Annotated in this window: 3 protein-coding genes; all 3 read left to right on the top strand. The window is 54.6% G+C overall.

Going from position 1 to position 6,089, the window contains the following annotated elements; all coding sequences use genetic code 11:
• Nucleotides 1-223: 223 nt before the first annotated feature.
• Nucleotides 224-1,516 (top strand): adenylosuccinate synthase, encoded by a 1,293-nt coding sequence (locus MHK00_RS11575; protein WP_179387036.1) that lies wholly within the window; start codon nucleotides 224-226, stop codon nucleotides 1,514-1,516.
• Nucleotides 1,517-1,890: 374 nt separating this feature from the next.
• Nucleotides 1,891-2,214, top strand: a complete 324-nt coding sequence (locus MHK00_RS11570; protein WP_250411962.1) for a malonyl-CoA-ACP transacylase — start codon at nucleotides 1,891-1,893, stop codon at nucleotides 2,212-2,214.
• 736 nt (nucleotides 2,215-2,950) lie between these two features.
• The coding region (locus MHK00_RS11565) for a VaFE repeat-containing surface-anchored protein (RefSeq protein WP_250411959.1) at nucleotides 2,951-6,089 on the top strand (3,139 nt) is incomplete at its 3' end.

Below are 6,089 nucleotides of genomic sequence, written 5' to 3'. Positions count from 1 at the left end.
GGTCTGTGGGGAGGAGGGGGTTGAGGAAGGCGTCGATAAGCGCGAGCTCTTTGCGGGTAGGGATGGGGGAGAGATCGTGGGCGTCGGCAGGCATGGCCACGCCCGGGGCGCCGCAGCGGAGGAACAAAAAACGCATGCGGTCAATGCTACGCGGGCTTTTTGCGCCGGGAAAGTGTAAAGTTGGAGAGTATTTTGGCTTCAATAATGAGGAAGTGACTAAACAATGGCAGCGATCGTCATTGTCGGCGCCCAGTGGGGCGACGAAGGCAAGGGCAAAGCGACCGACATCCTCGGCGGCAAGGTTGACTACGTGGTCAAGCCGAACGGCGGTAATAACGCCGGCCATACCGTCGTGGTAGGCGGCGAAAAATACGAGCTGAAGCTCCTGCCGGCCGGCATTTTGTCCGAGAACGCCACCCCGGTGCTGGGCAATGGCGTGGTGATCAACCTTGAGGCGCTCTTTGATGAGATTGATGGCCTTGAGGCCCGCGGCGCGAACGCCTCGCGCCTGAAGATTTCCGCCAACGCGCACCTGGTGGCGCCGTACCACCAGACCCTGGACCGCGTGCAGGAGCGCTTCCTGGGCAAGCGCGCTATCGGCACCACCGGCCGCGGCATTGGACCGACCTACGCCGATAAGGTTGCGCGCATTGGCATCCGCGTGCAGGACATCTTTGATGAGTCTATCCTGCGCCAGAAGGTGGAATCCGCGCTGGATATCAAGAACCAGATGCTGGTGAAGATGTACAACCGTAAGGCCATCGAGGCGGATCAGATTGTGGAGTACTTCCTAAGCTACCGCGACCGCCTGCGCCCGATGGTTATCGACGCCGAGCTGGAGCTCAACCAGGCCCTCGAAGCTGGCAAGCACGTGCTCATGGAGGGTGGCCAAGCCACCATGCTCGACGTGGACCACGGCACCTACCCGTTCGTGACCTCGTCTAACCCGACCGCCGGTGGTGCTTCCGTGGGCTCCGGCATTGGCCCAACGCGCATCAAGACCTCGCTGGGCATCATCAAGGCTTATACCACCCGCGTGGGTGCCGGCCCGTTCCCCACCGAGCTCTTTGATAAGTGGGGCGAGTACCTGCAGACCACCGGTGGCGAGATTGGCGTGAACACCGGCCGCAAGCGCCGTTGTGGTTGGTATGACTCCGTTGTGGCGCGCTATGCCACCCGCGTTAACGGCTTTACCGATTACTTCTTGACCAAGCTGGACGTTCTTACCGGCATTGGCGAGATCCCGATCTGCGTCGCTTACGACGTCGACGGCAAGCGCTACGACGAACTGCCGCTTACCCAGTCCGAGTTCCACCACGCCGAGCCCATCTTCGAGACCATGCCGGCTTGGGATGAAGACATCACAGAGTGCTCCACCTTCGAGGAGCTGCCGCAGAAGGCACAGGATTACGTCCTGCGCTTGGAAGAGCTGTCTGGCTGCCGTATCTCCTATATCGGCGTTGGTCCGGGTCGCGACCAGACCATCGTGCGTCACGATGTCATGGAAGACCAGTAAGGATGTAGTCCTTATTAGCCTGGGGTGAGAGCCCCACTCTCTAGCACAGCTGAACTGGCTCTCTGCACGATGCTTCTTCTAGCCCTCCAAGCAGACAACAAAGGTTGCTACCCCCTATCCAGCTCGCGGTCCCTTTAAGGATTTAGCCCTAATTGAGTGAAAGCGCCCGTGTCCCGTCATTGAGACGGAGCACGGGCGCTGTGGCGTTTTCAGCGCCCCTTAACCACCCACAAGCTCATGATTTGGTGAATTAAGGCTTTCCCTGTTGAACGTAACTAGATACTAAGCTAAAGTTAAGATTGCTTTAAGTACTGAGAGTTTTTCAGCTTTCGCGGGCCCTATTCCCGCGTATTACTACACAGGGAGTTACTTCAATGATTATCAAGCTTGTGAGCGGCCTGCTAGCCACGATTATGGGCTTCTTCGGCCTGGGCGCCCCGGCGCAGGAGGCTGCGCCGGCACCTGAGCAGGAGCAGGTTGCTGTTGCTGAGCAGGGCAACAACGACGACGTGCAGGCGCTTATCGACGCCGCCCATGCCGAAGCCGGCTACGACTTCATCAGCGTCCGTTACGAAGGCGACACCGCCCATATTGCCCTGAACCCGGAGACCTACAACCCGGACAAGGATGGCGATACTTTTGAGGCGGTTTCCCAGCTCCTGCAGGAAAAGGGCTACCGGGTTACTGCCGTTCTTTAAGGCCTAGTTCATTCCAGGATCCGCACTGCGGCCTCGGTAAAGCATCCGCTTGCCGACGCCCGTGCGGATTTTTCTTTGCCCAATTCTCCCTCACTCCCTATTCGGGGGTCCTAAGTGTGATTGTGACGACCTTAGGCAGAGTTTTCGCTCACACAGCCCTTCTTGGAGATGAGAGGCAAAAGGGTTAAGGATTACTACATTTCTAAATGTCGAACGTGCGTACACTCTTATCGAATGCCATGCAGTTACACCTGTAACACCAACTTTCTGGGGATGGTAGCGGGGTGACGCGAAGAAATTGCGTGCAATCCCCCCTCTCTAAAATTTGCAAGAAATTAGATAAAGCACAGCGTAAAGAAATATCTACGTAGGTCTTGTTAAAGCTAATCTTAGTATTGATTAAGCCATTAGTGTGGTGTCCAGACCTTAAGAAAGGCCTAGGATACATTGAACATACGTATTTAAACCTAGGTTAACCGTGGAAATAAGTGCATCCACCTGTGGGTATGAAATTAGAAATCCTGCATAACCTGCAGTTTTCTAAAGCTTTCTGGCTGGCGCCTTAAATTTTCCCGTGATACTATGCTGAGAGCACGATAAGAGTTAATCCAGATTCGGGTTCAAAACCCTGATTAACCGCAGTGTGTTCAAGTCTCAATTTCAGGTTCTGTTCAGCGAAGACACTCGCTGTACAGGAAAACGAATGTAAGTATTTGTACCGCTCGAAGAGGAAAGAATGAGTAAGTTAAGAAATATATCCCGAGAGGGGTGGATGGTCTTTACCGCAGTGCTTGCTGCAATTGCGGTAATCGCGGCCATGGTCACCGTTCCGGGCAGTAAGGCAGGGGCTGCTGAGCCTACCGACTTTACGCCGAACGTAGAGATGGGCGGTAGGGTTAATGTAGGCGAGGACGCCCAGGCATGGGGCTCTCTGACGTGGGCAGGTCCCCCTAAGGATGGCACGAAGGCAAACCCAAATAACAACGTGGGGTGGGCTTGGTGTATAGATCCTCTTGACAAGTACCCAAATAACAAAACTAGCGTTTTGTACTCGAAGGACAACGCGACAAAATTGAGCATTCCTTCCGAGTATCGGGACGCTGTGATTCGGTTAGCTCTCGAGTGGCAAAAGGCCATTAAGGCTGGGGATAAGGCCGCTGCGGGTACGTATGTGGTATACATGATAGCGCTGGTAAGTGAACGTCCGGATAACAGGACTGCGGCCGCCTATACCATTAACGGGCAACAGCCCAAGTACAACAACCCTTATGATCAAGTCAACTTTCCGACCTTTAATGGCTCTATGAAAGAATTCACAGATCTAACGGGTCTTGAGATTGAGAGCGCTTATACTCCGGGAAATAAGGGCCCTTCTTTCAAGAAGGTTTCAGAGATTCCTGAGCAACCTGCAGACTATTTCGTCACTGTGGTTATTCCGGTTGAGAAGAATGGGAAAAGGGCTCCAGGCATGCAGCGAGTAATGCCGCCGGATCAGCCGGGTCTGCCCGACGATGAAGGTGAAACTGAGGAACCTACTACTTCTCCGGAGACTCCGAAGACGGAGGAAAATCCGTCCGATGAGACCACTCCTGAGAATCCGGGTGAGGAGACTACCCCTAATAGTGAGACGACCACGGATTCTGAGCCGTCTAACACTGAGGAGACCACTCCAAAGGATTCCACTACTGAACCGACCTCTCCTGACGAGACCACTAAGGTGACTGAGCCGACCGCTCCGGTTCCAGGCACTGAAGAGCAGGAGAAGGACCTTAATCCGGAGATTAAGACTGAAGCTTCCTTTGATGGCGACAAGCAGCAGGTCGTTGCTGGCGCTACCGTTAAGGATAAGGTTCACTACGAGGATCTTGTCCCGGGTAAGAAGTACACCCTAAAGGCTGAGCTGCGTAACAAGGCTGCTGGCGAGAACGGCGAGCACGCTATTCTTGGTACCGGTTCTGAGACCTTTGAAGCTACGGGTGAGTCCGGGGACGTTGAGGTAAAGATCAATGTCGATGACAGTGTGAAGAACCCTGTTGCTGCTGCCGTTGCTTATGAGAAGCTGTACTCCCACGAGGTGGATGAGAACGGCAAGGATGTCCCGAACGATTCCGGCGATGGCAACTTCATTGCGAAGCACGAGGACATTGATGATGAGGCGCAGACCGTCAATACCAAGTGGAATCCTGAGATTCACACGCAGGCCAAGATCAAGGATGGCAACCGTGTAGAGAAGGGTGCCACGGTTATTGACACTGTGACGTATAAGGATCTTGTTCCGGGTAAGAAGTACACCCTGAAGGCAAAACTCATCTCCAAGAAAGATGGCGAAACCGTACTGGGTGAAGGCTCTGCGGAACTGACTCCGAAGGAGTCCGCCGGTGAACAGAAGGTTGAGATCACCGTCAACGAGAAGGCAGATCCTGCTGTTGACGCTGCGGTTGCCTTCGAGAAGCTTGTATCTACCGAGGTAGACAAGGATGGCAACGAGACCACTGGCTCCTCCGATGAGAACGAGATTGCTACTCACGAAGACATCAACGATGAGAAGCAGACCGTTAACACCAAGTGGACCCCGTCTATCCAGACTAAGGCTGAATTTGACAACGCTAAGCAGGTAAAGGCTGGCGTCACCGTCAAGGACACCGTTACCTACACCGACTTGGTGCCGGGTAAGGAATACACCCTGAAGGCTGAGCTGCGTAACAAGGCTGAGAATGATAAGGGTGAGCACGAGGTCGTCGGCAAGGGCGATGTAACCTTCACTCCGAAGAAGTCTTCCGGCGAGCAGGTTGTTGACATTAAGGTCAACGATGACGTTGAAGGCGTTATCAAGGCTGCCGTCGCATTCGAGGATCTCTATTCCAAGCAGGTCGATGAGAACGGTAAGGACACTCCGAACTCTGACGAAGAGAAGAAGATTACCGATCACCGCGACATCGATGATGAGGCACAGACCGTAACCTCCAAGATGGAGCCATCCATCGGCACCAAGGCTGAGAAGGCTGAGGGCGATGAGATCAAGGCTGGCACCGTCATTACCGATAAGGTTAAGTACAACGACCTGGTTCCTGGCAAGGAATACACTCTGAATGCAGAGCTGCGTTCCAAGGTCAAGGACGAGACCACTGGTGACTTCCCGGTAATCGGCCACGGTGAGAAGACCTTCGTACCGAAGACCTCCGAGGGCACGGTAGAAGTCAAGATCACCGTTGATGAGGGTGTTACCGAGGCCGTTGATGAGGCAGTTGCTTTCGAGTACCTGACCTCCACTGCTGTTAACAAGGACGGCGAGGATTCCACCACTGGTGAGAAGAATGACATCGCCGAGCACACCAATATCGAGGACGAGGCTCAGACTGTAAAGTCTGACAAGCCTTCCGAGACCACCACTCCGGAGACCGCCACCTCTACCGAGGAGGTTCCGGATAAGCCTGGTCACGGTGGCGAGGGTGAAACCTCTACGCCTTCTTCCTCTGAGGATTCCTCTACCTCGACGACTAGCGAGGCCAGCGAGTCTGAGGAGCCGGGTGACTCTGAGAGTGAGAAGCCTTCCGAGTCTGAGGAACCGTCTGAGTCTGAGTCCAGTGAGTCTTCTGAGTCCGAGTCTGTAGAGACCACGTCTTCTGAAGCTTCCGAGACCTCTGAGTCTGACAAGCCTTCGGACGGCGAGTCGACGACCCCGGATAAGCCGACCGAGCCTTCTGAATCGACCGAGCCTAACGAGCCGGGTACCCCTGGTGACGACGAGAAGGACACTCCGAAGGTTTCCACTAACGCTGACTTCGAGGGTGGCCTGCGTGAGGTTGTTGCTGGTGCCAAGGTTGTGGACCAGGTTTCTTACGAGGGTCTGGTTCCGGGTAAGGAATACACTCTGG

The sequence above is a fragment of the Corynebacterium tuberculostearicum genome, assembly GCF_022347385.1.
GTDB classification, from domain to species: Bacteria; Actinomycetota; Actinomycetes; order Mycobacteriales; family Mycobacteriaceae; genus Corynebacterium; species Corynebacterium tuberculostearicum_M.
This window is presented reverse-complemented; position numbering and strand designations above follow the sequence as displayed.